25 protein-coding genes and 2 pseudogenes are annotated in these 25,954 nt (G+C 54.5%); 11 read left to right on the forward strand and 16 right to left on the reverse strand.

Translation table 11 applies throughout. The features are described from left to right. Window positions 1-11: 11 nt before the first annotated feature. Complete coding sequence (locus HV346_RS00220) at window positions 12-1,334, reverse strand: PTS sugar transporter subunit IIC (RefSeq protein WP_181621652.1); 1,323 nt, start codon at window positions 1,332-1,334, stop codon at window positions 12-14. Between the two features lie 11 nt (window positions 1,335-1,345). Then, window positions 1,346-1,660, reverse strand: a complete 315-nt coding sequence (locus tag HV346_RS00225) for a PTS sugar transporter subunit IIB (protein WP_181621653.1) — start codon at window positions 1,658-1,660, stop codon at window positions 1,346-1,348. A 294-nt stretch (window positions 1,661-1,954) separates the two neighbouring features. Between HV346_RS00225 and HV346_RS00230 the strand changes: the two genes are divergently transcribed. Next, window positions 1,955-2,905 carry a LacI family DNA-binding transcriptional regulator gene (locus HV346_RS00230; RefSeq protein WP_181621654.1) on the forward strand — a complete coding sequence of 317 codons (951 nt, stop codon included), beginning with the start codon at window positions 1,955-1,957 and terminating at the stop codon, window positions 2,903-2,905. 27 nt (window positions 2,906-2,932) lie between these two features. On the opposite strand, the gene HV346_RS00235 is transcribed toward HV346_RS00230, so the two are convergent. The 6 genes from HV346_RS00235 to HV346_RS00260 form a co-directional block, all read right to left on the reverse strand. Continuing rightward, window positions 2,933-3,229 carry a YicS family protein gene (locus tag HV346_RS00235; RefSeq protein WP_181621655.1) on the reverse strand — a complete coding sequence of 99 codons (297 nt, stop codon included), beginning with the start codon at window positions 3,227-3,229 and terminating at the stop codon, window positions 2,933-2,935. An 87-nt stretch (window positions 3,230-3,316) separates the two neighbouring features. Further along, window positions 3,317-4,471, reverse strand: coding sequence for a multidrug effflux MFS transporter (locus HV346_RS00240; protein ID WP_181621656.1), 1,155 nt, complete (start codon window positions 4,469-4,471; stop codon window positions 3,317-3,319). A gap of 50 nt (window positions 4,472-4,521) precedes the next feature. Next, window positions 4,522-5,886, reverse strand: coding sequence for a TolC family protein (locus HV346_RS00245; protein ID WP_181621657.1), 1,365 nt, complete (start codon window positions 5,884-5,886; stop codon window positions 4,522-4,524). Next, on the reverse strand, window positions 5,886-8,996 hold the full coding sequence (locus HV346_RS00250) for an efflux RND transporter permease subunit (protein WP_181621658.1): 3,111 nt from the start codon (window positions 8,994-8,996) through the stop codon (window positions 5,886-5,888). Before HV346_RS00250 ends, HV346_RS00245 begins: the two co-directional genes overlap by 1 nt. Beyond that, on the reverse strand, window positions 8,996-10,117 hold the full coding sequence (locus tag HV346_RS00255; protein ID WP_181621659.1) for an efflux RND transporter periplasmic adaptor subunit: 1,122 nt from the start codon (window positions 10,115-10,117) through the stop codon (window positions 8,996-8,998). Before HV346_RS00255 ends, HV346_RS00250 begins: the two co-directional genes overlap by 1 nt. A gap of 147 nt (window positions 10,118-10,264) precedes the next feature. After that, window positions 10,265-10,834 (reverse strand): TetR/AcrR family transcriptional regulator, encoded by a 570-nt coding sequence (locus HV346_RS00260; RefSeq protein ID WP_181621660.1) that lies wholly within the window; start codon window positions 10,832-10,834, stop codon window positions 10,265-10,267. Between the two features lie 200 nt (window positions 10,835-11,034). Here HV346_RS00260 and HV346_RS00265 point away from each other — a divergent pair, with 200 nt between their 5' ends. Then, window positions 11,035-11,454 carry a GNAT family N-acetyltransferase gene (locus tag HV346_RS00265; protein WP_181621661.1) on the forward strand — a complete coding sequence of 140 codons (420 nt, stop codon included), beginning with the start codon at window positions 11,035-11,037 and terminating at the stop codon, window positions 11,452-11,454. On the opposite strand, the gene HV346_RS00270 is transcribed toward HV346_RS00265, so the two are convergent. Then, on the reverse strand, window positions 11,451-12,110 hold the full coding sequence (locus HV346_RS00270; RefSeq protein ID WP_181621662.1) for a TetR/AcrR family transcriptional regulator: 660 nt from the start codon (window positions 12,108-12,110) through the stop codon (window positions 11,451-11,453). The genes HV346_RS00265 and HV346_RS00270 overlap by 4 nt on opposite strands. A 78-nt stretch (window positions 12,111-12,188) precedes the next feature. On the opposite strand from HV346_RS00270, the gene HV346_RS00275 reads away from it, so the two are divergent. The 6 genes and pseudogenes from HV346_RS00275 to HV346_RS00295 all read left to right on the forward strand — a co-directional run bounded on the left by HV346_RS00275 (window position 12,189) and on the right by HV346_RS00295 (window position 17,208). Next, window positions 12,189-13,703 carry an MDR family MFS transporter gene (locus HV346_RS00275; protein ID WP_181621663.1) on the forward strand — a complete coding sequence of 505 codons (1,515 nt, stop codon included), beginning with the start codon at window positions 12,189-12,191 and terminating at the stop codon, window positions 13,701-13,703. Window positions 13,704-13,940: 237 nt separating this feature from the next. After that, window positions 13,941-14,066 (forward strand): annotated as a pseudogene (locus HV346_RS00280) (VapC toxin family PIN domain ribonuclease); the annotation flags it as partial. Between the two features lie 157 nt (window positions 14,067-14,223). Continuing rightward, window positions 14,224-15,024, forward strand: a complete 801-nt coding sequence (nlpA, locus tag HV346_RS00285; RefSeq protein ID WP_181621664.1) for a lipoprotein NlpA — start codon at window positions 14,224-14,226, stop codon at window positions 15,022-15,024. A 140-nt stretch (window positions 15,025-15,164) separates the two neighbouring features. Further along, window positions 15,165-15,350, forward strand: a pseudogene (locus HV346_RS23340) (LysR substrate-binding domain-containing protein); the annotation flags it as partial. 98 nt (window positions 15,351-15,448) lie between these two features. After that, window positions 15,449-16,228 (forward strand): MBL fold metallo-hydrolase, encoded by a 780-nt coding sequence (locus HV346_RS00290; protein ID WP_181621665.1) that lies wholly within the window; start codon window positions 15,449-15,451, stop codon window positions 16,226-16,228. A gap of 26 nt (window positions 16,229-16,254) precedes the next feature. Then, entirely contained in the window at window positions 16,255-17,208 is a 954-nt protein-coding gene (locus HV346_RS00295; protein WP_181621666.1) for a helix-turn-helix domain-containing protein, read from the forward strand. Between the two features lie 14 nt (window positions 17,209-17,222). On the opposite strand, the gene HV346_RS00300 is transcribed toward HV346_RS00295, so the two are convergent. Both HV346_RS00300 and HV346_RS00305 read right to left on the reverse strand, forming a co-directional pair. After that, complete coding sequence (locus HV346_RS00300) at window positions 17,223-18,311, reverse strand: AAA family ATPase (protein ID WP_181621667.1); 1,089 nt, start codon at window positions 18,309-18,311, stop codon at window positions 17,223-17,225. 61 nt (window positions 18,312-18,372) lie between these two features. Then, window positions 18,373-19,329 carry a LysR family transcriptional regulator gene (locus HV346_RS00305; protein ID WP_181621668.1) on the reverse strand — a complete coding sequence of 319 codons (957 nt, stop codon included), beginning with the start codon at window positions 19,327-19,329 and terminating at the stop codon, window positions 18,373-18,375. 117 nt (window positions 19,330-19,446) lie between these two features. Between HV346_RS00305 and HV346_RS00310 the strand changes: the two genes are divergently transcribed. Continuing rightward, window positions 19,447-19,761, forward strand: a complete 315-nt coding sequence (locus tag HV346_RS00310) for a DUF1330 domain-containing protein (protein ID WP_181621669.1) — start codon at window positions 19,447-19,449, stop codon at window positions 19,759-19,761. 15 nt (window positions 19,762-19,776) lie between these two features. Continuing rightward, on the forward strand, window positions 19,777-20,301 hold the full coding sequence (locus HV346_RS00315) for an NAD(P)H-dependent oxidoreductase (RefSeq protein ID WP_181621670.1): 525 nt from the start codon (window positions 19,777-19,779) through the stop codon (window positions 20,299-20,301). A 6-nt stretch (window positions 20,302-20,307) separates the two neighbouring features. Here the strand turns inward: HV346_RS00315 and HV346_RS00320 are convergent, their stop codons facing one another. The 5 genes from HV346_RS00320 to HV346_RS00340 are packed head-to-tail and all read right to left on the reverse strand — an operon-like array spanning window position 20,308 to window position 24,274. Next, window positions 20,308-21,270, reverse strand: coding sequence for a LacI family DNA-binding transcriptional regulator (locus tag HV346_RS00320; RefSeq protein WP_181621671.1), 963 nt, complete (start codon window positions 21,268-21,270; stop codon window positions 20,308-20,310). 54 nt (window positions 21,271-21,324) lie between these two features. Beyond that, window positions 21,325-22,239, reverse strand: a complete 915-nt coding sequence (locus tag HV346_RS00325; RefSeq protein ID WP_181621672.1) for an ROK family protein — start codon at window positions 22,237-22,239, stop codon at window positions 21,325-21,327. A gap of 54 nt (window positions 22,240-22,293) precedes the next feature. Beyond that, window positions 22,294-22,599, reverse strand: coding sequence for a PTS lactose/cellobiose transporter subunit IIA (locus HV346_RS00330; RefSeq protein WP_181621673.1), 306 nt, complete (start codon window positions 22,597-22,599; stop codon window positions 22,294-22,296). 23 nt (window positions 22,600-22,622) lie between these two features. Further along, window positions 22,623-23,948 carry a PTS sugar transporter subunit IIC gene (locus tag HV346_RS00335; protein ID WP_181621674.1) on the reverse strand — a complete coding sequence of 442 codons (1,326 nt, stop codon included), beginning with the start codon at window positions 23,946-23,948 and terminating at the stop codon, window positions 22,623-22,625. Window positions 23,949-23,959: 11 nt separating this feature from the next. Next, the gene (locus HV346_RS00340) at window positions 23,960-24,274 is read right to left on the reverse strand and encodes a PTS sugar transporter subunit IIB (RefSeq protein WP_181621675.1); all 315 of its coding nucleotides are present in this window, start codon (window positions 24,272-24,274) and stop codon (window positions 23,960-23,962) included. Window positions 24,275-24,453: 179 nt separating this feature from the next. On the opposite strand from HV346_RS00340, the gene HV346_RS00345 reads away from it, so the two are divergent. Further along, on the forward strand, window positions 24,454-25,728 hold the full coding sequence (locus HV346_RS00345) for a PTS transporter subunit EIIC (protein WP_181621676.1): 1,275 nt from the start codon (window positions 24,454-24,456) through the stop codon (window positions 25,726-25,728). Window positions 25,729-25,954: the final 226 nt, after the last annotated feature.

The following is a 25,954-nucleotide window of genomic DNA, read 5'->3' on the forward strand; positions in this document are numbered from 1 at the left end:
TCTTTGACTTATTAACTCGCTGTTTCAGCGGAACCCACGGTTGCCTGGGCTTTTTGCTCTTCGTTTTTCATCAACGAACGCTCATAAGCGCGCAGGAATGGCAGGTACATCAGCGCTGACATCACCATACAAATCACACACATAACGACCGGACTGAACGCCCAGTTTGCCGCCCAGGATGCCCCGATAGGTGCTGGCGTGGTCCACGGTGTGAGGGAAACAACCTGTGCCAGCCAGCCAAGTTTAGTGGCGGCGTAGGCCAGGCAGGCGTTCACCAGCGGAACACACACGAACGGGATAAACAGCATCGGGTTCATGATGATTGGTGCACCGAACAGAATCGGTTCGTTGATGTTAAAGAAGCTCGGTACAACCCCCATCTTGCCAATGGTACGCAGGTGCGCCACGCGGCTACGCAGCAGCAGGAAAGCCAGTGGCAGTGTAGAACCGACGCCACCAATCAGCAGATAGTGATCCCAGAATCCTTGCAGATAGACGTGTGGCAGGGCAGCGCCCGCCGCCAGTGCCGCCTGGTTTGCTGACAGGTTTGCCATCCAGAAAGGGTTCATGATCCCGGTGACAATCAGCGAGCCGTGGATACCGGCGAACCAGAAGATCTGGCACAGCAGCACGGAGAGCAGAATCGCAGGCAGGGAGTCAGACGCGGAAACCAGCGGCTCCAACAGGTGCATAATCGCCTGCGGGATGATCATTCCGGTTTGTGCTTCGATGAACAGGTTAAGCGGGTGCAGCGTACCGATCACCACCATCACCGGGATCAAGATTTCAAAGGAGCGTGCCACGCCGGTAGGGACTTCTTTTGGCAGACGAATGGTGACTTTGTTCTCCTTCAGCCACGCGTAAACGCGGGTGGAGTAAATTGCCGTAATCAACGCGGTAAAGATCCCCTGGCCCGACAGATACTGGGTGGAGATTTTGCCGTCGGCATATGGCGCGGCTACCAGCAGGAAGGCCATAAAGGCCAGCAGGCCAGACATCACCGGATCGAGATTAAACTGACGACCCAGGCTCGCCCCAATTCCCACCGAGATAAAGAACGTCATCACACCCATGCTGAGATTAAACGGCAGCATCAGCTGTTCACGGTAGGTCTGGGAGAAATCCAGCCAGCCGCGAGCGAAGCTGTTGGTGGTATCCGCAGAGAACGGTGGGAAGATGAACACCAGCATAAACGAGCCGATGATCATAAACGGCAGTGCGGCGGTAAAGCCGTCACGGATCGCAATCACATACTTTTGCTGGCCGAGCTTAGCCGCCAGCGGGGTAATGGACTGCTCAATAACGGCAACCATTGATTGATATAACGAACTCATGAGAACACCCTTTAGTGTGCCGCTTCGATGAGCGACAGAGCATAGTCCAGTACTTTATCGCCACGCTGCATGCCGTAATCCATCATATCGATGGCTTGTACGGGGATGCCTTGCGTCGCCGCCTTGTCTGACAGTGTCTGTAACATGTATTTCACTTGTGGTCCGAGAAGTACCACCTGGTATTGCGGAAACTGCGTATCAAATTCGGCAACACCATAGGCATCAATCGTGACCGGTAAACCGCGTTCTTCCGCGACTTCAACCATTTTCCTCACCAGCAGGCTGGTGGACATCCCGGCAGAGCAGCACAGCATAATCTTGAACATCGACAACCATCCTCAAAATGTAAAAAGTTATTGCGAGGCTGATTGGACATCATACGGAAACCGGTTTCCATTTATAAAAGACAGAAGTGTGACAACCATCAAGATCCTAGTCTTGTAGGGCTTGTTACCACGATCTGTGTCACGGTATTTCGCATTTTCGGCATCAAATTGAGTCGAAATGGAAAATCGGTTTCCATGAAAAACGGAAACGGATATACTCCGTACTGGCTATAATCTGAGCCGAAGCGGTTATGGAATTTACAGGTGCGCAGTGTTGCCTGTCAGGGGAGAGAGATGTCTACAATCAACGATGTATCACGTCTGGCCGGGGTGTCCAAAGCCACGGTATCACGGGTGTTGAGTGGGTCACGCGGGGTGAAAGATGCCAGCCGTCAGGCCGTACTGAAAGCGGTGGATGAGCTGAATTATCGGCCTAACGTGATTGCGCAGTCGCTGTTGAGTCAGTCTACCGGCTGTATCGGGGTGATTTGCGCGCAGGATAATATTAACCAGACCACTGGTTATCTGTATGCACTGGAAAAGCACCTCAGCCAGCATCAAAAACACTTGCTGCTTCGTTTTGCGAACACTAAAGCTGAAGTGATGCACGCCCTTGAAGAACTCTCCTGTGGATTGTGCGACGACATCCTGGTGATTGGCGCGCGTTTCCCGCTGAATATCGACCAGGAAAACGTCATTCTGGTGGACTGCATGGCCTCCGATAACCCCAACAGCATTCAGTACGATCATGCGTTTGCGGCAGAAACGGCCTGTAACTACCTGACCAGCCAGGGACGACGCCAGATTGCACTGATCCATCCACACGGCAGCGGTTTCGCCGACCAGGTATTGCTGGGTTACAAACACGCGCTGGAGAAAAATTTCCTGCCCTTTAACCGCAACCTGGTCTTTATGGATGCTACGTCCTCGTCCGTTGCATTGCAGGAACTGCTTAACAACGCCACCACGCTGAACTTCAACGCGCTGCTGGTGGCTGATGAGCAGGAAGCCCAGCGGGTGATCCCACAATTGCAGGCATTTAATAAATCGGTTCCGGACGACATTATGGTCTTTAGCCTGGCCGGATCGCTGCACCTGCCGGGCATCCCGGTGATCCCGGCAATTGAATACTCAATGGACGCGATGGCGGCACGCATTGTGGCCTGGCTGAATGAGAAAACGCAGATGCTGGGTTCATATGTTCTGCGTGGGGATTTGATTATCCCGGATATACGTAAGCGTTAAAAAAACAGCGTGAAGCATGCTTCACGCTTAATAATCTTCCATACAATCTACCTGCCCAATGGCGGACCAGTAGTTATCCAGGTTGTCACGCTGTATGGCGGTAATGGCGTTTTTCACCAGCAGCTTATTTGCTTCTGAAGACATGATCATCGCCTGCCATTCTTTGTCGGTTTGTTTGCCCTGAGGTGTGCAGGTTTTCTTAATATCTTTTAGCACCTGTTGTTTAAGTTGTTCATATTTCGCCAGGTCTTGCGTCTCCTGAGCATGGACGAAAGCAGCGAAAAGCAGGCAAACGATCAGGCAAAAAAGGTGTGCAGATTTCATTGAAACCCCCGTTAAAAATCACATGTCTTCCCCTGAAATATATCGTTACATTCACCAAAGCGATTCAAGCCGAAAGTATGAATTTACTCATTCCCGCGTATGAGAACCGATCAGCAGAGCGATGCTATAGCTCACCATCACCGCAAGGCTCATTTTCAGCATAGTTTCTCCGCCAATCCCGGCAAGGGGTGTGGCGATCCCGCCGAATAAAAACATCAACATCCCGAGAATAGCTGACGCGGTTCCTGACTCGCGGGATTCAACCGCGCTCATGGCCTCAGAACCCGCGATGGTGCTGATTCCGCTGTTGAAGGCGACGGTAAAAAAGAGCGCGATCAGCGCAAGCGCTGAGAGGTGCATCCATGCAAAGAGCAGTGTGAGCGCTGCGGTGGCCACGGCCAGCACCAGGCCCATTTGCATTAACCCTTCCGGCGGATGGCGACGCGCCAGACGTGAGAAAATCAGAGCGGAGATAATTAACCCAATCCCGTTGACGCCAAACAGCAGGCTGAACTGCATTGCACTCAGGCCATACTCATTTTGCAGGACAAACGAGGATGCGCCGATATAGGAAAACAGCCCTGCCAGCATGAAGGCCTGAATCAGGCAGTAGCGTGTGAAACGGCGATTTTTGAGTACCGTTTTCGTCGTTTGAATCAGCGAACCGCCGCTGTTTTTTTCAGTCAGTGATTCACGAATAAACAGCTGACTGGCAATCAATAGTACCAGCCCTGCTCCTGCCATCACCCAGAACAGCATCCGCCAGTCGAACGTGGAGGAGATATAGCCGCCCAATACCGGCGAAACCACGGGCGCGATGCCGTTCACCGTCATCAGCAGGGCGAAAAACTGCGTCAGCATTGTGCCGTGATAGTTATCGCGAGCGATTGAACGAGCCAGTACAGAGCCGCCAGCACCGGCCACGCCTTGTACAAATCGCCAGCCGATCAGAGCATAAATATTCTGTGTTGTGGCACACAGTACAGAGGCTACCACAAAGAGCAGCAACGACAGTAACAGCGGTAACTTTCGCCCGATACGGTCGCTCAGTGGGCCAAAAAAGAGCTGCCCCAGACCCAGACCAATCAGCGCCGAGGTCAGCGAAAGCTGAGTCAGCGTGGTGGAGGTTTGCAGATGCGCGGTGATCTCCGGTAATGCCGGAAGATAAAAATCAGAACAGAGCGGCCCGATGGCCGTCAGCAGGCCAAGTATGGCTGCGAAGGAGAAGGAGAGTTTTGCCATGGGATTACCTCTTAAAGGCCGGGCGTGCGTATTGCTGCCCGGCAAAGGTGTTACTGAATACCGCCGCCCAGTGACTGCCACAGGGTGATGCGGTTTTCCAGGTCCGTTTGTTGCAGGGCGATCAACGATTCCTGTGCCGACCACAGCGACCGCTGCGCGGTCAGTACCGTCAAATAATCTCCCGCACCGGCCTGATAGCTGCGCGTCGCCACATCCAGCGTTTTTTGCTCTGCCGCGACGTATTCACGCTGAGCATCGAGCTGTTCGCTCAACGTTTCACGGCGTGCCAGGGCATCAGCCACATCTTTAAACGCACTCTGGATGGCTTTCTCATAGGTGGCGATCAGCCCCTTTTTCTCCGCTTCGGCATAACGTAGTTGCGCCATGTTGTTGCCGCCGCTAAACAGAGGCAGGGTGATGGACGGGGCGAACGACCACACTTTCATTCCGTGGCTGAACAGGGACGAGAGTGAATCGCTGCCAACGCCTGCGCTGGCCGTGAGTGAGATGCTGGGGAAGAAGTTGGCACGCGCTGCGCCGATGCTCGCGTTGGCGCTTTTCAGATTGTGCTCCGCTTCCTGAATGTCCGGGCGGCGCAGCAGCGCGCTGGAGCTGACACCGGCCGGGATCAGGCTGATGGCATTATCGCTCAGGCTCTCCAGTGTGCCGGGAAGCAGGTTCTCCGGTACGGTGTCGCCAGCCAGCAGATTGAGGGCATTTTTGTCCTGCATCACCAGCGTCTGATAACTGGCGACGCTGGCGCGAGCCTGCTGGTAAACCGCCATCGCTTCGCTGACATCCGTCGCGGCAGCCACGCCCACTTCCTGCTGCCGTTTCACAATGTTGAGCGAGTTTGCGGCGCTCTCCATTGTGGATTTCGCCAGCGCCAGATTGCTGTTATCCGCCGCCAGCGTCACCCAGGCCGTGGTCAGCTCACTGACCATCGTCAGGCGTGTGTTTTGAGCCGTGAATTCACTGGCAAGCCAGGTTTCACGTGCAGCACGAGACAGACTCTGATTCTTACCAAACAGATCCAGTTCAAAACTGGAGGTTGCACCATTGGCTTCGTCGCTGGTGGAGACACCGCTTGCCAGCGTGCGGCTGCGGGTGTGGCTGAGCGTTGCATCGACCGTCGGGAACAGGGAGGAACGTGTTTCGCCATACTGGGCGCGAGCGGCGTCAATATCAGCAATCGCTTTTTGTACGTCGCGGTTGCTGTTGAGCGCCATGGCCACCACACGTTTCAGCCGCGCGTCGTTCATCACCTGCTGCCACTGGCTCACTACTGCAGAGGCTTCACCGTGTGCGCCGGGCAACGTCGCCGGAACGGGCGCGTCCGGGCGTTGATATATTGGATCTAACGAAACACAGCCTGCGCTCAGCAGCGCTAACACTAAAACAGATACACGAAACATTATGACCTCCGGTTTGCGTGCTTACCGGAGAACAGACGTTTCACCAGTACAAAGAATAACGGAACAAAGAAGATCGCCAGCAGCGTGGCGGCAAGCGTCCCACCGATGATGCCCGTACCAATTGCCACGCGGCTGTTTGCCCCGGCGCCCGTTGCCACGGCCAGCGGCATCACTCCGGCAATAAACGCCAGTGAGGTCATCAGGATAGGCCGCAGGCGCGTCTGGGCGGCACGCATGGCCGCCCGCGTCAGGGAGTAGCCTTCAGCCACTTTTGCTTCGGCAAACTCAACAATCAAAATGGCGTTTTTCGACGACAGGCCGATGGTGGTCAGCAGCGCCACCTGGAAATAGACATCGTTGTTCAGGCCGCGCATGGAGGCCGCCAGTGCTGCCCCCAACACGCCGAGAGGGATCACCAGGATGACGGAGATCGGCACAGACCAGCTCTCATACAGCGCGGCCAGGCACAGGAAGACCACCAGAATGGAGAGGGCATAGAGGCTCATCGCCTGGCCACTCGCCAGTTTCTCCTGTAAGGACAAGCCACTCCACGCCCAGGTTGTGCCAGACGGCAGGTTGTTCGCCAGTTGTTCCATCCGGGTCATCGCTGTACCGGAGCTTGAACCACTGGCGTTTTCTCCCTGGATTTCATACGCCGCCGAACCGTTGTAGCGGACCAGGCTTTCCGGGCCGTATTCCCAGCGGGTGGTGGCAAAAGCGGAGAATGGCGTCATGGTGCTGTTACTGCCGCGCACAAACCATTTGTTGAGATCGGATGGTACTGCGCGATAGTCGCTGTCGCCCTGGATGTAGACCTTTTTCACGCGGCCACGGTCGATAAAATCGTTCACGTAGGTTCCGCCCCAGGCACTGGAAAGGGTATTCGTAACATCACTCAGCGAGAGCCCCAGTGACACGGCTTTGTTGTTATCGATATCTACCTGCAACTGCGGCATCTGCGGAAGATCGTTGGCACGAACGGCGTGCAGCGATGCGTCCTGATTGGCTTCGCCAATCAGCTGGTTACGCATTTTCAGCAGCGCGTCACGGTCGGTACTGCCCGTGGCCATCAGTTCAAAGGTAAAGCCGTTGCTTTGTCCCAGGCCATCGACTGATGGTGGCGTCATGGCAAATACCGTGGCGTCACGAATGGTACTCAGCTCTTGTGTGGCACGCAGGGCAATCGCCTGAGCGGTATTTTCCGCCCCCTTACGCTGTGACCAGTTTTTCAGGGAGACAAACGCCATCCCGGCATTCTGACCGCTGCCGCTAAAGCTGAAGCCTTCGACGGTAAAAATAACGTCGGTGTTGTCTTTCTCTTTAGTGAGGAACCAGTCGCGTACCTGACGGCTAACCTCAGAGGTGCGCACCGCCGTTGCCCCCGCAGGCAGGGTGTACTGCACCATAATTTCACCCTGGTCTTCCGTTGGCAGGAAGCTGCCCGGCAGTTTCAGCATTGCCAGCCCCATTGCGCCACACAGCAGAACGTAGATCACCAGCATACCGCCAGAGCGGCGTAATGCCCGCAGCACCTTGTTCTGATAGCCGTGTTCGGTCTTGCTGTAAAAACGGTTAAACGCGCCGAAGAAACCTTTCTTATGTGGCGAAGTGTGGCTCAGGACTGAACCGCACAGGGCCGGTGTCAGGGTCAGAGCCACCACAACAGAGAGGAACATTGCCGAGATAATCGTGACCGAGAACTGACGGTAAATAACACCCGTCGAGCCGCCGAAGAATGCCATCGGCAGGAACACGGCAGAGAGCACTAGCGCAATAGCGACCAGCGCACCGGAGATTTCACCCATCGATTTTTCGGTCGCTTCGCGGGCGGGTAGCCCTTCGTCGCTCATGATACGCTCAACGTTTTCCACGACCACAATGGCATCATCAACCAGCAGGCCTATCGCCAGCACCATCGCAAACAGCGTCAGGGTGTTGATTGAGTAACCGAACAGCGCCAGTACACCGAATGTGCCCAGCAGTACGACCGGAACCGCCAGCGCGGGGATCAGCGTCGCGCGGATGTTTTGCAGGAACAGATACATCACAACCACCACGAGGATGATGGCTTCGAACAGCGTCTGAATCACATCCTCCACCGAGATCTTGATGAACTCGGTGCTGTCTTTCGGATAGGCAACGTCATAACCTTCAGGCATCGCACGTTTGAACTCGGCGATTTTCTCTTTCACGGCGGTGGCCGTGCTGAGTGCGTTCGCCCCCGGCGAGAGCATCACTGCCATCCCGGCAGCAGGGTGACCGTTCAGCCTGGCGGTTGCCGTGTAATCTTCGCTGCCCATCTCGACACGGGCAACATCACCAATGTGTACCACCGCGCCGTTTGACTGACTCTTAATGATGATGTTTTTGAACTGTTCGACCGTTTGCAGGCGTGACTGAGCGCGCACGGTTGCCGTTAATTGCTGGGCATTTGAGGACGGTAACGCCCCGATTTTCCCGGCGGAAACCTGCACGTTCTGCGCTTCAATGGCGCTTTGCACGTCGGACGGCATCAGCGAGTAGGAAGCCAGTTTTGCCGGATCGAGCCAGATGCGCATTGCGTATTCTGCACCGAACACCTGCAAGCTCCCCACGCCTTCAACACGCGCCAGCGGGTCCTGCATGTTACTCACCAGCCAGTCGGCAATGTCTGAACTGCTGGCGGTGTCGGTTTTATCGTACACCCCCATGATCAGCAGGAAGTTACTCTGCGATTTTTGCACCGTGATGCCGGACTGTTGTACCTCGGTTGGCAGACGCGATTCTGCCTGCTGGACTTTGTTTTGTACCTGCACCTGCGCGGTGTCTGGGTCGGTTCCCTGTTCGAAGGTGACGTTAATGCTCACCGAACCGTCTGAACTGCTGGTGGAGGTGAAGTAAAGCAGGTTATCCAGGCCCGTTAGCTGTTGTTCAATGACCTGCGTCACGCTGTTTTCCAGCGTTTGCGCGGAGGCCCCGGTATAGGTGGCGGAGATTTTGACCGACGGCGGTGCGACGTCAGGATACTGCGCGACCGGGAGCGTGCGGATCGCCAGCATCCCGGCGAGCATAATCAGAATGGCGATCACCCAGGCGAATACCGGGCGACGCACGAAGAAACGGGAAAACATCAGGCGTTTCCTCCGGTGGCTTTCATCTCTTCCGCTTTCACTTCTTGCCCGGCCGTGACTTTATCGATGCCCTCGACAATCAGCTTATCGCCCGCTTTCAGACCGCCAGTGACCAGCCATTTGTCGCCGTAGGTGTCGCCGGTTTCAAGCTGGCGTTGTTCCACTTTATTACTGGCGTTGACCACCAGCGCGGTGGCATTGCCTTTGGCATCGCGGGTAATACCTTGCTGTGGCGCGAGAATGGCGTCGGTCATGATCCCTTCATCCACTTTGGCGCGCACAAACATCCCTGGCAGAAGCTGGTGCTGCGGGTTCGGGAAGACAGCACGCAGCGTGACGGAGCCGGTGGATTCATCCACCGCAACTTCAGTCAGTGCCAGACGCCCTTTTTCGCTGTAGGTACTGCCGTCTTCAAGAATCAGGGTTACACCCAGGGTATCGCTGTTGGTCGCGAGCGATTGCTTGCGTAATCGCAGCAGATCGGCGCTGGAACGCGTTAAATCGACGTACATGCTGTCCAGACCCCGGATCGTGGCAAGCGCGGTATCTTGCTGCGCTGTCACCAGCGCGCCAGGTGTGACGGATGAGATCCCGATACGCCCGGCGATCGGGGCGGTTACGGTGGTCCAGTTGAGATTAATACGTGCGCTCTCCTGCGCTGCTTTCTTTGACTCCACGCTGGCCTTGTCTTGCGCGCAGGTGGATTGTGCGTCTTCGGCATCCTGGCGGGATACGCCATCGTCTTTCACCAGTTGCGCATAACGCTGTGCTTTCTGGCAATCAGCCTGAACCAGGGCCTGCGCCTGTTTCAGGGCCGCCGCTGCTTCGTCATAAGCGGCGCGATAGCTTGAGGGATCAATTTGATAGAGCGCTTGCCCGGCTTTGACGGTATCGCCTTCGGTGAATAACCGTTTCTGAATAATGCCGCCAACCTGTGGACGCACTTCTGCGCTCATGGCGGCACTGGTACGGCCGGTCAGTTCACTGACCACCGACACGGGCTGACTCATGAGCGTGACAATTCCAACTTCCGGAAGGGGCTGCTGTTGATTGGCTGTTGTCGCATTATCGCACCCGGTCAGGAGGAATAATGCTGCGATGGAGGTGGTTATGGTTTTCATAATTTTTTTCCAGGGTGAACGATGCCTGCCCTGTTAATCACTTAACAAGGAGGGGGCGATTTAAAGGCACAGCGATATTGCATCTCCGCAATTAGCGGAAATGAAAAACGGGAAATGTCTATTTCCCTGTTATTAATGCATTTTTAATTAATTAGCATTGAGAAGCATATTGAGTATTTCCCGATACATTTTTTCTAATTGCTCTGGTGCGACTTTTTGTGGGGTTAAGCGCCGGTAAATGGAGCCTTCCATCATGACGGCCGTGATTTCAACGCAGCAGCGGATACGCTCGTCGCTTAGGTGCGGACACTGTTTTTTCAGGTGCGTAGCGGCATTTTCAAACATGCGGGCATCCGCTTCGGCAAGCATGGTGGCGACCTGAGGATTACGTGTTGCCTCGGCGGACATCTCCAGCATCAGTGCGTCGTCATCTTCGCTTAATGTTTCCCGCCAGGCCAAAACCTGAGGGATGCGATCGGTCTGGGTTTTGCCTTCCATCTCGGCAATTCGGTAGTCGATGATGCGGCGGATCATCTCTTCGATAATCGCATCTTTGTTGCTGAAATAACGATAGATTTGCCCGACGCTCAGCTTTGCCTCTGCCGCGATTTGCGACATGCTGGCGGCATGAAACCCGCTGGCGCGAAAGCAGTGCCGCGCGGCGGTGATGATCTCATCCTGACGTTGTTTCTGTCGTTCTTCCAGCTTTGTGCTCATCGGTTACCTGCTGAAGTAAAAAGTGAGAATGATCGTTCTCATTAGTGGTGATTATACGTTTTCGAAGCGTATTGGAAAGCGCTTTTTTTATTAAGATATTGAATGAATATTTCCTTCAGGAAATAAAGGAGAGAATAAGGAGTTTTTATGAAGGTTAAGCTGTGAGATATTCAGAATACGCTGAAAATAAGGAGAACAATATGCAGCTGAGCATCACTAATACCATCACAGAACATGAAAAAAAAGAGTTATTAACGGGGCTACGATCTCACAATATGCAGTTTATTGACTTTGCCGCTGTCGGCGGGGATCTGGCGGTGTATGTTCGCGATGAACAGGGGGTGATGATCGGGGGATTAATCGGTAATCGCAAAGGTGAGTGGCTGAATATTGATTATCTGTGGGTCAACAGTGAGCTGCGCGGTGCAGGCCTGGGCAGTCAGATCATGAAGGCGGCGGAAGACGAGGCCAGGAAAATAGGTTGCCTGCATGCGCTGGTGGACACGTTCAGCTTCCAGGCGCGCCCGTTTTATGAAAAGCAGGGTTATCAGCTACAGATGACGCTGGAGGACTGTCCGTATCAAGGTATGCAAAAACATTACCTGTCGAAACGTCTTTAACCGCCAATGCCACTGCCAATCACCGCCAGGGCGTGGCGAACAATGATATCTGGCGAGAGGGATTTCAGCCTCTCGTCATTCCGCATCCGTGAGAAGGGCACTAATACCAGGCTCAGTAGCGTGGTGAACAGCAGCTCTGGTGCAAGCTCGCGGTTTAGCTTTCCTTCCTGCTGCCAGTGTTTGATTGTGGCAAGCGTCGTTTGATATTTCTCATCGCCAAAGCGAGCGTGCAGATGGGCACGCAGGACTGGCATTTCGCCAATCACTTCCTGCATCCACAACGGTGCGAACCAGTGGTATTGCCCGGCCAGATCGGCCAGCGTTTTTACCATTAAGGTGAGCGCCGTGACGGGATCATCGGGGTTTTCCGCGAAAATTGCGCTGATTTTGCTGCGTAACGGCAGGAAACGCTCCTCGATCATCGCGTCGAGCAACTGTTCCCGGGAATTAAAATAGTAGTGCAGCATCGCAGGGGTGACCCCCGCCGCTTTGGCGATGGCATTGAGTGAGGTGTTGGCAATCCCCTGACGGGAAAAGAGGTGCAGTGCGATATCCAGCAACTGTTCACGGCTCGCGGTTACAGGTTTTCCACCGCGTGGACGTCCTGGGCGACGGGCCGACGGCATGGATTCAGAATTGTCTTTTAGTGCTGGCATCGTGGCGTGATCTCTTGACCGGATTCATAACTTATACAAATATTAATTATCTCATTAATTAATTTCAAGTGGTGTCTCATGGAGTCTGACTCAACGACTCAATCCCCAACTCTCCCTCAGCAGAACGCGCCGTCCATTCGTCTGCTGTTCAGCGCACTGCTGTTGGTGATGTTGCTCTCGGCACTTGACCAGACGATTGTCTCCACGGCGCTGCCGACGATAGTGGGCGAGTTGGGCGGGCTGGACAAACTCTCCTGGGTGGTGACGGCGTACATCCTGAGTTCAACGATTGTCGTGCCGCTGTACGGGAAATTTGGCGATCTGTTTGGCCGTAAAATTGTCCTGCAAATTGCGATAGTGCTGTTCCTGGCGGGTTCGGTTCTTTGCGGGCTGGCGCAGAACATGACACAACTGGTGTTGATGCGTGCCCTGCAAGGGCTGGGCGGTGGCGGGCTAATGGTGATCAGTATGGCCGCTGTCGCAGATGTGATTCCCCCGGCGGAACGGGGTCGCTACCAGGGGCTGTTTGGCGGTGTCTTCGGCCTGGCGACGGTGATTGGTCCGCTGATCGGCGGGTTTATTGTGCAGCACGCCTCCTGGCGCTGGATTTTCTATATCAATCTGCCGCTGGGCCTGTTTGCGCTTCTGGTGATTGGCGCAGTGTTTCGCGGTAGCGCCCGACGCAATAAGCATGAAATCGATTATCTGGGGGCGATTTATCTCAGTATGGCGCTCCTGTGCATCATCCTGTTCACCACGGAAGGGGGGACGATTCGCTCATGGAGCGACCCTCAACTGTGGTGCATTCTGGCGTTTGGCCTGACGGGAATTGCCGGGTTTATCTATGAAGAACGGCTGGCTTGGGAGCCGATTATTCCGCTGTCACTGTTCCGGGATCGCAGCTTTCTGCTCTGTAGCCTGATCGGTTTTATTATCGGTATGTCGCTGTTTGGCTCGGTAACTTTCCTGCCGCTCTATTTACAGGTGGTGAAAGATGCCACGCCAACGCAGGCGGGGTTGCAGTTGATTCCATTGATGGGCGGGCTATTACTGACCTCGATTATCAGCGGACGTATCATCAGCCGCACCGGAAAATATCGCCTGTTTCCGATCCTCGGTACGCTGTTTGGCGTGGTCGGGATGGTACTGCTGACGCAAATTTCGATTCACTCGCCCACCTGGCAGCTGTATCTGTTTACCGGCGTGCTGGGAATGGGACTTGGGCTGGTGATGCAGGTGCTGGTGCTGGCGGTGCAGAACAGCGTGTCGGCCAGCCAGTATGGCGTGGCGACATCAGGCGTAACGCTGTTCCGCTCCATCGGCGGGGCGATCGGTGTGGCCTTGTTTGGTGCGGTGTTTACCCATGTGCTGCAGTCTGGTCTGGTCGCTCGTATCCCTGAAGGGACAACACTGCCGCGTGAACTGAACCCAGTGGCAATTCATCATCTGCCGGAAGCATTGCGACTGAGCTACCTCGACGCATTTGGCTCTGCCATTCATGCGGTATTCCTGATGGCGGCGGGCATTATGGTACTGGCATTTGTACTGTCGTGGCTTTTACGTGAAGCGCCGTTGCGCCGAAGCCAGGTCTGACGTTAGCCGTTCGGCTCATTGTCCTGAATTTGAAGGGTCATGCTTGTCTTCCTCGCAGCCGCTGGCGCATGCTTTGGCCTGGTCAATAAACCTACAGAGGTTGCAATGGAACGCGCAGCAGGGGCGAAACCAGGCCGTCATGCTGCCTGCGGAGTTCGCGTTTGATACGGAGAGCGTCTACATCCGGTGGGATGACGAAGGGAATGTTATTTTGACGGCAAGGTTGGAGAAAGAATGATGGGTGATCTCGATCAGCTTATTGCCGCACACGCCATCAGCCGGGGGACGACGATTGTCACTAACGATCACGCCTTTACAATGGTACAGGAATTGACGGTTGAAGACTGGGCGGCCGCGGCCTGATGCCCCCGCTCCCGCTCTCTCTCACGGGAGAGGGGGTAACTCTGGTCTGTCATACCTGCATATAACGTAACCTTCTTATTGATTCCTTTTCGTTTTTTAGCGTACCGCCTCGTTGTCGATATAGTCATTGAAACGTCTATCAAAAGGAACTGTCCTCGTGAAACTTCGAATCGGTGCATTACTGCTTGCAGGTCTGCTGCTGGCGGGCTGCGACCAAAGCGGCAGCGATGCCAAACACATTAAAGTGGGTGTGATTAACGGCGCGGAGCAGGATGTCGCTGAGGTCGCCAAAAAGGTGGCAAAAGAGAAGTATGGTCTGGATGTTGAGCTGGTCGGCTTTAGCGGCTCACTGCTGCCCAACGATGCGACCAATCATGGTGAACTGGATGCGAACGTCTTCCAGCATCGGCCGTTCCTGGCAGAAGATAACAAAGCGCACGGCTACAAACTGGTTGCGGTAGCCAATACCTTTGTTTTCCCGATGGCGGGGTATTCCCGCAAGATTAAATCGGTCTCTGAACTGAAAGACGGCGCAACTATCGCCATTCCAAACGACCCAACGAACCTCGGTCGTGCGCTGTTGCTGCTGCAAAAAGAGAAGTTGATTACCCTGAAGCCGGATGTCGGCCTGCTGCCAACGGCGCTGGATATCACCGCGAACCCGAAAAAGCTGAATATTATGGAACTGGAAGGAGCGCAGTTGCCGCGTGTGCTCGATGACCCGAAAGTCGATGTGGCGATCATCAGCACAACATACCTCCAGCAAACCGGGCTTTCTCCCGTGCATGACGGGGTGTTTATCGAAGATAAAAACTCGCCATATGTGAACATTGTGGTCACCCGGGAAGATAACAAAGAGGCTGAAAACGTGAAGGAATTTATTCAGTCGTATCAGTCGCCAGAAGTGGCGAAAGCGGCGGAAAAAATCTTCAACGGTGGTGCGGTTCCTGGCTGGTAAATAAGAATGAGGCGTATAACGTCATGCTATACGCCTCAGGCGGGTTATTTCAGGTTGGTTTTGAAGAATGACATCAGTTTGGCAAACGGGATCAGGTCAGTGCGGTCATAGAGATCGACGTGACCGGCATTGGGCGCGATTCGTTAGCCGGCTTTGGCATCGCATTCCTTCCTGAAGACGTGTTTGGCGACCATATCGCCTGTGGGCGGTTAATCCGGGTTCTGGAACCCTGGAGTTAGCCTTTTCCGGGTTATTATCGGTATTACCCAAGCTGCAAGCAGCCCTCTCCGGCCTTTTCACGGGTGGTGGAGGCGTTACGCCTCTGAAAGTGTTGACCCGATTTCATCGATCATCGCCCTGTAGCCCACATCGTATTCTTCTGCTTCTGGCTATTCTCCTTACCACACCCACAGGAGAGTAGACCATGAACATCACCCAGATCCGTAACGCAACTCAACTGATTACCTACGCCGGGAAACGTTTTTTAATCGACCCGATGCTGGCCCCGAAAGATGCCTATCCAGGCTTTGCGGGTACGGCACATGCAGACATTCGCAACCCCATGGTTGAACTGCCTGTGGAGGTGAAAACACTGCTGGATGCTGATGCGGTCATCGTAACGCACACCCATGACGATCACTGGGATCAGGCAGCGAGTGACCTGATCGCTAAAGATAAGCCGATCTACGTGCAAAGCGACAGTGACGCCCGGTTGCTGCGCTCCCAGGGATTCAACAACCTGAGGGTAATGACCGAAGAAACGGCATTTGGCGATATCAGGATCAGCAAAACCCAGGGTGGCCAGCATGGCACTGACCGCGCCTATGCTGTGCCGGAACTGGCGGAACGACTGGGTGAGGCCTGCGGCGTGGTCTTCCGTCACCCTGATGAGAAAACGCTCTTTATTGTGGGCGATACGATCTGGCGTGCGGAAGTGGCCGCGGATCTGCAAAAACATCAGCCCGATGTGGTGGTCATCAACGCCGGTTATGCTCATGTGCTGGGATTTGGGCCAATTATTATGGGCCAGGAGGATGTACTGAACGTGCATTTCCTGCTGCCGCAGGCCAAAATTGTTGCGACTCATATGGAAGCGATCAACCACTGCCTGCTGAGCCGTCGTGCGCTGCGTGACTACGCAGAGGCCAACCAGGTGAGCGATATCCTGAGCATTCCTCAGGACGGTGAAAGCGTTATATTCTGAATATTCGTCGGGGAAAGGAGAGACAAATGCAGCTCACAAACGTGGCGATTGTCGCCGTGGACGGGTTTAGCCCGTTTCACTACTCCGTTCCCTGTATTTTATTTGGGGATACGGTCTCCGGTGAAAAGCGCTTTAATGTCGCGATTTGTGCCGAAAATCCGGGAGTGCTGACCTCTCGAGATGGATTTTCACTGAACGCGACGCAGGATTTTTCCGCGTTGGCACAGGCGGATATTGTCGTTGTGCCTTACTGGCAGCACGTTCTGGAACGCCCGCCGCAATCACTGCTCGACAGTCTGGTTCAGGCAAGGGACAACGGCGCGGAAATTGTTGGGCTTTGCCTGGGCTCCTTTGTGCTGGGATATGCGGGGATCCTCGACGGAAAACGGGCGGCAACACACTGGGAGTTCGAGCGCCAGTTCCAGTCACTGTTCCCGGAGGTACGTCTGGATATCAATGCCCTCTATGTCGATGACGGCAACCTCATCACTTCCGCAGGAACGGCTGCCGCGCTGGATTGCTGTCTGTATATCATTCGCCAGCGTTTTGGCAGCGTGGTGGCAAACCAGATTGCCCGCCGGATGATTGTGCCGCCGCATCGTGAAGGTGGGCAGGCGCAGTTTATTGAACAACCCATTCCGGTAGATACGCGCGATGCACGAATCAACTGTCTGATCGACTATCTTCAGCGGCACATCGCCGACCCCCACAACCTGGATTCGCTGGCGGAGGTGGTGTCGATGAGTCGCCGCACGTTAACCCGCCATTTTATCAAAGCGACAGGGATGAGCGTCGCCGATTGGCTCACCGCTGAGCGCCTGCGACGTAGCCAGATTTTACTGGAAGCGGGTAACCTGCCGATTGAAACCGTGGCCGGGCAGGTGGGTTTTTTGTCTGCGGTAACCTATCGCCAGCAGTTTAAAACGCGCTTTGGGGTCAGCCCCGCGGAATGGCGCAAGACCTTCCGGGCGAACCTGTAGACTGTTTTGACGCGTTATCCCAGCCTTTCCATCCTCGTTTCGCCTTCCACCATCGACAACTGATACAGCGAAAAAGAACGGTGCTTTTCAATCAGGGTCGCCAGTTCAGGTGCATGGCTGGTGAGCCAGATCTGCGAGTATCGGCTGGCTTCAGCGATAAGGCTCGCCAGGGCGGGCAGCATCTGCGGATGCAGGCTGTTTTCCGGTTCGTTGAGGGCGATAAATGCGGGTGGGCGAGGGCTTAACAGCGCGACAGCCAGGCACAAGAAACGCAGCGTACCATCGGAAAACTCTGCCGGTTCCAGCGGACGGCCTAGCCCGTCGCGCTGCATCATCATGCGAAAGCGTCCGCCAGAATTATCGCTGTAGAATACGCATCCGGGAAAGGCCTGGTCGAGAATGCGCATCAGCAGTAATTCGTCGCCAATTTCGACAATCGTCTGAAACGCGGCGGCCAGGTTTGCACCCTCGCTGGCGAGCACCGGGGAGCGGAAACCCACCTGTGGTGCGCGCATTGCTGAACCGGAAGACACCGAAAACTCGTGATAAAAACGCCAGTTTCGCAGGGACTCGCGCATCTGCGACACTTCCGGGTAAAGATGTGGCTCACCCAGTTGCCCGAACACGGATTCGTTTTCATACAACGTACCGCTGTGGGTTACTTTCTCATGATGTACGTTGCTCAGAAATACGGCCTGATTTTTACGCCTCATCAGCTGTGACGAGGGGCGGCGGTGCTGACCACTCAGCCAGATGGACTCCTCTTTGATCACCGGATCAAGATCGAACTGCGACGGATAAGGCAGCTTTTCGACAAACCCCACCTGCAACTCGTACTCGTACGTGTCCGTCTCTACTGCCAGGTTCATGCGACGCAGCCTATCGCTGCGCGTTTTACCCGCCCAGAACACCTTCAAAATTCCGCCTTCGTTCGCCAGAGCCTGGGAAAATTGCCCCTGCGCCGCGCTGTGCATCAGGTGAATTGCCTTATAAATATTGGATTTACCAGTCCCGTTCGGCCCAAAGACGATATTGAGCTGTCCCAGCTCCAGTGAAAGCTGGCGAATTGAGCGGTAGTTTTCAATGTGCAGGGTGTTAATCATCAGTGAATGCCTGGTGTGAATGCATGGTCATAGTCTATTGCCTGCATGCCGGGAACGGCAATTATCCTGCCGCATAATCCGCCAGCCGTTCGACCGGGAAATGCAGGGACGTATCCTGGCGAAACGCGTCCAGTAAATACTCCACCGTCACCTTAACGCGTGGGGCGACCAGCGCCCGATGGGGGTATTGAATCACCATTTCGTAATTTCCGGGATCGTGTTGGTCTACCAACACGGCTTTGAGCGCGCCGGACTGCAAATGGATCAATGCGTGATGAACGCCGACCTGAGCAACGCCCAGCCCCAGCAGCGCCGCCTGCGTTTGTGCTTCCGGCGCGGAGAGGGTGACGGCGGCTGAGTCTGGCTCCAGCGTGGTCAGGCTGCCATCGCTGCCCCTGAATCCCCAGGGCGAGACGCGTCCTCCCAAAAAGCGCCGGGCAATCAGGTGATGCTGCCGCAGGTCGTCAGGGGTGCGCGGTATTCCGAAACGGGCCAGATAATCCGGGGAGGCTACCAGCACAGTTTTCAGCTGGCAGACAGGACGTGAAATTAACGATGAGTCGACAATGCGCCCACCGCGAATGGTCAGGTCATAGCCGTCGGCAATCAAATCCGTCACCCTGTCGTCAAAATCCACTTCCACCGAGATCCCCGGATAACGCGCTCGTAAGCCAGGCAGTACCGGAAGAAGCTGCTCGCGGCCAAAGGCGGCGCTGGTGGAGATGCGAACGTGACCGCTGGTTTCCATTTTCCGGGCCACGACGGCATCCATTGCGGTGTCCAGTGCGCTGATGGCAATGCGTGCCTGGTGTAAAAAGGCGATCCCCTCTTCGGTCAGGCTCAGTGTGCGGGTGGTGCGATTCATCAGCCTGACGCCGAGCGCCTGCTCCAGCCCGGCAATATTTTTACTCACCGCCGCGGGGCTGATCCCCTGGCTGCGTGCGGCGGCGGCAAAACTGCCTGCATCAGCGGCTTCAACAAACGAGACGATAGCCCGCACGCGTTGTGATAATTCCATGTTCCCCTCCCACATTCACAACCTGAGGTTGATTATCTATCAACCATAACCTCAATTCTCGTTACGAGTAAACGGGCACATAATCGCCACATCAACCCCATTCAGTGAGGAATCTGTATGAAACCGTCCGAGCCTGCTTATTTCATTTTTGATGTTGTTATCCACGATCCGGCGGCGATGCAGCCGTATCGGGAAAAAGTGGAGGCCAGCTATCAAGCATTTGGCGGAAAGCGTCTGGTGATGGGGGGGCAGTGCGACACCGTTGAGGGTAGCGGCCCGCAGGGGATGCTGGTGATGCTGCAATTTGACAGTGTTGAGCAGGCCCACGCGTGGCACGACTCTCCGTCGTATCAAGAGATTATTCACTACCGCCACGCTGCCGCCCGCACTAACGCCTGGCTGGTGAAAGGCGTTGCGCCAGAACAACACTAACAACAGGAGAAGATCATGAGAACATTAGCGATTGTTTCCCACCCGTATGCCGCGCAGTCTCGCATTATCAATGCACTGCAGCAGACCGCCGAAAGTACGGATAACGTCATCGTCAGAAATCTGGAGTCGCTGTATGGCAACGCGGTGAGTGCCATTGATGTGGCGGAAGAACAAGCAGCTTATGAAGGGGTAGACCGCGTGGTGTTTATCTATCCTACCCACTGGTTCAACCTGACGCCGATGCTAAAAGGTTATCTCAATGAAGTGTGGCAGTACGGCTGGGCGTTTGGTGCAGGCGGCGATGCGCTGAAGGGGAAGGCGTTAAGGGTGGTGACGTCAGCCGGGGCGAGTGAGCACACCTATTCCCATGCCGGGCTGATCCAAAGCTCTATGGATGAAGTATTAAGCCCAATGAAAGCCAGCGCGCTGTATGTGGGAATGGCCTGGCTGCCACCGCTGGCATTTTATGAAGTGGCGGCGGCGAATCGTGACCATGTACCGCAGTTCCAGCAGGCGCTGGCTGCGGCACTTGCACAGTGACGGAGGTTAGCTGATGTCGGCAACCGATGCGCGGGCAACCAGTCGGCCGGTAAATGTGCGGCCCTCGGGGACAAAAACGGAGTGGCCGTCGATAAGCGCCTTGATCCGTTGAACGCAGTGATCCAGGAGCTGATCCACCGGATAGGCAATGCAGGTTAGCGGCGGATAGAGCAGGGAGGCCATTGGTGAATCTTCCAGGCTCATCAGCGATACTTCCTGCGGGATCGCGACGTTAAACTCACGCAGTAACCGCATGGCTTCGGCGGCATAGCTATCACGTTTGGCGATGATCGCCGTATATTTCGTAAAGCTATTAATCAACGTCAGCAGCGCCTGCTCGATATTGTTGTTTGCCATCACCAGTAACTGGCGGTTGAAGGGCAGAGAGTAGTTCTGTAGCACGCTGCGATACCCTTCCAGCATCTGCTTACTGGCTACGTCATTTTCCGTTTCCATCAGCAGGGCAATGTTGCGATGACCTTTTCCCAGCACGTATCGACAGGCACTTTCGGTGGCAAAAGCGTAGTTATAGCCCTGGTTAGCGCTGCCCGCTGTTGAAAAATCATCAAAGGCGATCACGTTGCTGGCAACGTCGCTGCCGGGTTTGCCCAGCGTGACGACAGCAACACACTGATGCTGAAGGCTTTCGATAGCGGCCTTTTGTTCGGTGGCATCGTTAACGTATTGAATAAGAAGTGATTTATTCAGTGATTTGACCGCGAGGGACAGTTGCGGCAACAGTGCTGCGCTGAAGTCCGCCTCTTGAGCAGGGAGAACCATGCCGACCTGGTTTGACGTATTGCTCGCCAGATTTTGCGCAGCAAAGCTGGGACGGTAGTTTAGCTCTTCTACCGCCCGTAATACGGCCTCACGGCTCTCTTCGCGAACGCCACGCGTCCCGGTCAGTACACGCGAAACGGTGGCCCGGGAAACATTGGCTAACTTTGAAACATCATCAATGGTTGGCATGGTGTCGTCTGTATTACGGTTTTCCCCCTATAGTAACATAAATGCGGGCAGGATTTAGTCACCAGTGACCCGCACGGGCAACCAGGCTGCACCGCGAACGCCACTGGCATCGCCGAATTGCGCTTTTGCAATTTGGGTCCGACAGGTGGGCGAAAAAATGTACTTTTCAACTACTGGCGGGAGATCCCGGTACAGGCTTTCCACGTTCGATAACCCTCCGCCCAGCACGATGACGTGAGGATCGATCGTATTGATAACACCCGCCAGACTGCGGGCAAAAGCGTCGATAAAGTGGTGATAATGCGTCACTGCGCGGGGATCGCCTTCGTTGGCGGCAGCGATTATCATCTCCGGCGTGTATTGCGTGCCATGCCGCGCATTGAAACGACGGCTGAAACCCGTGCCAGAGATGAAGCTTTCAATGCAGTTTTCATGCTGGCAATAACACCTTTCCACGGAACCATCCTGCTCCGTGTGCCAGCCGGGAAGCGGGTTATGTCCCCATTCACCGGCAATGGCATTGGGCCCACTGAGTAACTGCCCCTTTACCACAACGCCGCCGCCACAGCCTGTGCCGACAATGACGCCAAATACCGTTCCGTAACCCTTACCAGCGCCATCAACGGCTTCGGATAAGGTAAAACAGTCAGCATCATTGGCCAGAAATACGGGCTGATTGAGCAATACTGTCAGGTCGCGTTTTAAATTCTCGCCGTTGAGCACCAGGCAATTGCAGTTTTTGATTAGTCCACTTTGTGGATCGATCGCCCCCGGCAGGCCGATACCGACGGTGAAATCATACTGCGTTGCCGTGCGGATGCCGGTGATCATCTCCATCAGGTTATCCAGAAACCCCTGATAGTGAGCTTTACAGGTCGGACGGCGTTCACGCAGTACAACAGTTCCGGCATCGTCCAGCAGGACGGCCTCCATTTTTGTGCCGCCAATGTCCAGGCCAAGATGAAACATAGTGCTTCTCCCGAAAAAGAAGAGAGGCAATGCCTCTCTTAAGTCACACAATACTCAATGACGGGTTCTGTAAATATCGAGAAGCTCAGTCACCAGCTCTTTGGCGAGGATGGAGGTCATCAGGTGATCCTGGGCGTGCACCATCACCAGCGTCATTTTGGTTTTTCCTTCGCCCTCATCGGCCTCAATAAGCTGAGTTTGCACCAGATGCGCTTCCCGCGCGAAGTGCTGCGCCTGCTTCATTTTTTCATCGGCATCGGCAAAATCCCCGGCTTTGGCGCTGTGCAACGCTTCGAAACACAGGCTACGGGACTGCCCGGCATTGATGATGATGCCCATGATTTGCTCTTCTAATTCCATAACATCCTCTGACTCTTAACGATTTATGCGGTTTCAGATTGACCAACGCGCGCGGTTGGCTTTTTCTCGACAGTTTCCTGATCAAGTAGCTGTTTCTCATACGCTTTAAGGAATGGGTAATACATGATAATGGCCGTTACCATGCAGATAAGGCACATAATGACCGGGCTAAAGGCCCAGTTCGCAGCCCACGATGCACCAATAGGAGCTGGGGTAGTCCACGGCGTCATGGAGACCACGCGCGCCACCAGACCAAAATCCAGTGCGAACCAGGCCAGCGCGGCGTTAACCATTGGAACCAATACAAAGGGGAGGAAAAACAGCGGGTTCATAATCACTGGCGCACCGAACAAAATCGGTTCGTTGATGTTAAACAGGCCCGGCACGACCCCCATGCGGCCAATAGTGCGCAGATGAACGGCTTTGCTGCGCATCAGCAACAGGGCTAGCGGTAAGGTCGACCCCACGCCGCCAATCAGCAGGTAGTGATCCCAGAAACCCTGTACATAAATGTGCGGGATTGCGGTTCCTGCCGCCATTGCGGCCTGGTTCACGGACAGGTTTGCCATCCAGAATGGGTTCATGATGCCGGTGACAATCAGCGCCCCGTGGATACCCGCAAACCACAGGATCTGGCAAACCAGCACCGAAAGCAGAACGGCGGGTAAGGTATCGGACGCGGCAACCAGCGGCTTCACCAGCGACATAATGGCTTCCGGGATGATCATCCCAAGCTGTGCTTCAATAAACAGGTTGAGTGGATGGAGGGTCAGAACCACTGCCAGCACCGGAATTAAAATTTCGAATGAGCGGGCTACACCGGTCGGCACTTCAGGCGGCAGGCGGATGGTAATGTTATTGCGCCGCAGGAAGGCATACAGTTCGGTGGTGTAAATCGACACCAGCAGTGCGGTGAAAATCCCTTGTCCTGAGAAATAGGCGGTCGACACCATGCCGTCTTTGAGAGGGGCGGCAACCAGCAAAAAGCCCATCAATGAAAGCATGCCCGACGTCAGCGGATCTAGGCCATGATGACGCGCCAGGCTGGCGGCTACGCCGACGGAGATGAAAAGAGTCATGACTCCCATGCTGAAGTTAAACGGCAGCATCAGGTTTTCACGATGGTCTAACGAAAACTGCAGCCAGGCACGGGCGAAGCCCCACCGGGTATCCGGTGCGAAGGGGGGGAAAATAAACACCAGCATAAACGAGCCGACAATCATAAACGGCAGGGCAAGAATAAAGCCGTCACGGATCGACGTGACATATTTTTGCTGGCCGACAGCGCCAGCCATAGGCGTGATTTTGCTCTCTATCACGCTGATTAATTTAGAGTACAGAGCGCTCATGTTGATGTCCTTTAGTTATTATTTTCAATAAGAGACAGGGCATAATCCAGGACGGCCCCACCCTTTTGCATGCCGTAATCCATCATGTTGATGGGCTCGACCTTGATCCCGTAAGGGGCGGCTTTTTGCTGCAAATCTTTTTGCATGTACTTCACCTGGGGGCCCAGCAGCACCACCTGATAATTCCCTACCTGTTGTTCAAATTCCGCGACGCCAAAGGCTTTGATATCAACGGCCAGACCGCGCTTATCCGCCTCTTCCACCATCTTTTTCACCAGAAGGCTGGTGGACATGCCAGCGGAACAACAAAGCATGATTTTTTTCATGAAAAACTCCCGACTGAGTAACAACGATGAGCGGAATATAGTCTTTACGGATTAATTATGGAAAGCGCTTTCCGTATATGGATACGTTAAATGTGAGCATGATCACCACCTGAAGGCTTTTACTTTATCGGGATGTAGGCGATGATCCCCAAACTTCCCTGTCCTCTATAGGTCCCGCCATGAGCATTCAGTTTATGAATGTTGCTGTGACACTGATTGAGCAGCGTGTTACCCCTTTTGCCAACCTGCTCACCCGCAGCCAGCACATCACGGCGATGCGGGATAGCTTTGCGCTGGCGATGCCGTTCGTTATCGTCGGTAGCCTGATGGTTCCCCTTATTTTTCCGCCGTTTACCGTGGATACCTATGCGTGGTATGGCGCGGCATATCAGGCTATTCGGCCCATGCTTCTGCCGACGTTTGAGCTGACGATTGGGCTGGTGGCACTGATCATCGCGTTTGGTGCGAGCGCCAGTCTGGGTAAGCAGTATCAACTCCCTGAGCGCCTCTCTGGCCTGACGGGATGCCTGTCTTTTCTGGTCTTTATTGGTTTTAAAGAGACGGATACCAGTAATATTTTTCTGGGGGGGATTGGGATATTTAGCGCTTTAATATCAAGCTTCTACAGTATTGAGGTGATGCGGTTCTTTTACCGGCGTGGATGGTGTATTCGCCTGCCGGAAGAGGTTCCGGTGATGACGCGCAACGGTTTTCAGCTTCTGATGCCCCTGCTCGCCATCATGCTCTCCATTACTCTGGTCAACGCGCTGCTGAAGCAGAACACCGGCATGATTTTACCGGACATGATCAGCGAAGCTTTTCGTCCACTGATCATCGCCTCTGATACGCTTACCGCACTGATTATTACCATTGTTATCTGTAACTTACTGTGGTTTGTCGGCATTCATGGCGCATTGATTGTCACCGGCATTATGAACCCGTTCTGGATGACCTATCTGTTTGAAAACCAGCAGGCGCTGGCGAATAACATCACGCCGCTACCACATATCTATCTGCAAGGATTCTGGGATTTTTACCTGCTCATTGGCGGGATTGGTTCAACGCTGCCGCTGATCTTTATGGCCCTGCGCAGCCGTTCCCGGCAACTGAAAAGTGTCAGTAAAATTGGCTTAATACCGTCGCTGTTTAACATTAATGAACCGGTACTTTTTGGTTTTCCGATCATACTTAACCCGCTGTTTTTAATTCCGTTTATCTGTGTTCCGGTGATTAATGCCTGCCTTGCCTGGTACTTGACTCACCTCGGTGTGCTGGACCGCGCAGTGGCGATGTTGCCATGGTCGATGCCCGCGCCGCTGGGGGCCGCCTGGTCCGCAAACGGGAGCTGGAAAAACATGTTTATGTGCCTGTTTGCCTTCTTCAATGCCTGGATGATCTACCGTCCGTTCTTCAGGGTGTATGAACGGCAACTGGTGGAGGCAGAAAGCAAATAATTCTCCGTTTTCCTCATTTATTTTCCCGCCAGCGTGCGTAAGCCGCTGGTTTTTTACTCTCCCGCCAATTTAAGTGTGATTTTCGTCACGTTTTGTTTTTCCTTATTTTTGATTATGTGATTTAAACCGGCAATTATGGAAAGCGCTTTCCGTAAATGGATGTACATTTCCGATTTTGATCCGTAGATTCCCGATTGCGCCATAAGACGCTCTTTCACTCAGAAAA

It is taken from the genome of Enterobacter sp. RHBSTW-00994, assembly GCF_013782625.1.
Lineage (GTDB): Bacteria > Pseudomonadota > Gammaproteobacteria > Enterobacterales > Enterobacteriaceae > Enterobacter.